The sequence below is a fragment of the Pelomonas sp. CA6 genome, from assembly GCF_022549225.1.
GTDB lineage: Bacteria > Pseudomonadota > Gammaproteobacteria > Burkholderiales > Burkholderiaceae_C > Roseateles.
The window spans coordinates 1-313 of sequence record NZ_JAKZFD010000074.1; the positions used below are offsets into that span (position 1 = coordinate 1).

The following is a 313-nucleotide window of genomic DNA, read 5'->3' on the forward strand; positions in this document are numbered from 1 at the left end:
CGGCGAGCTGAACCTGGCGCAGGCGCAACTGGCGGCCCAACAGCAGCTGGTACTGGGCACGCCGGGGGCGTTGACGACGGATGGCGCCAAGCTCTCCGGGGGGCGTGTGGATCTGAGCGCGCAAAGCTGGAGCCACCGTGCGGGGCAGCTCGCGCAGATCGATGCGAGCGGGATGGCCCGGCTGACGGCACACGGACTGCTGGACAACACCGGCGGCACCATCGCGGCCAATGCCCGCGACCTGAGCATGAGCGCCGGTGTGCTGAACAACGCGCAGGGCAGCATCAGCCATGCGGGGCAGGGGTCGTGGAGT

At 70.3% G+C, this 313-nt stretch carries 1 protein-coding gene; it reads left to right on the plus strand.

What is annotated here, in order from left to right; translation table 11 throughout:
* The coding region (locus LZ017_RS21950) for a hypothetical protein (protein WP_241399053.1) at positions 1-313 on the plus strand (313 nt) is incomplete at both ends.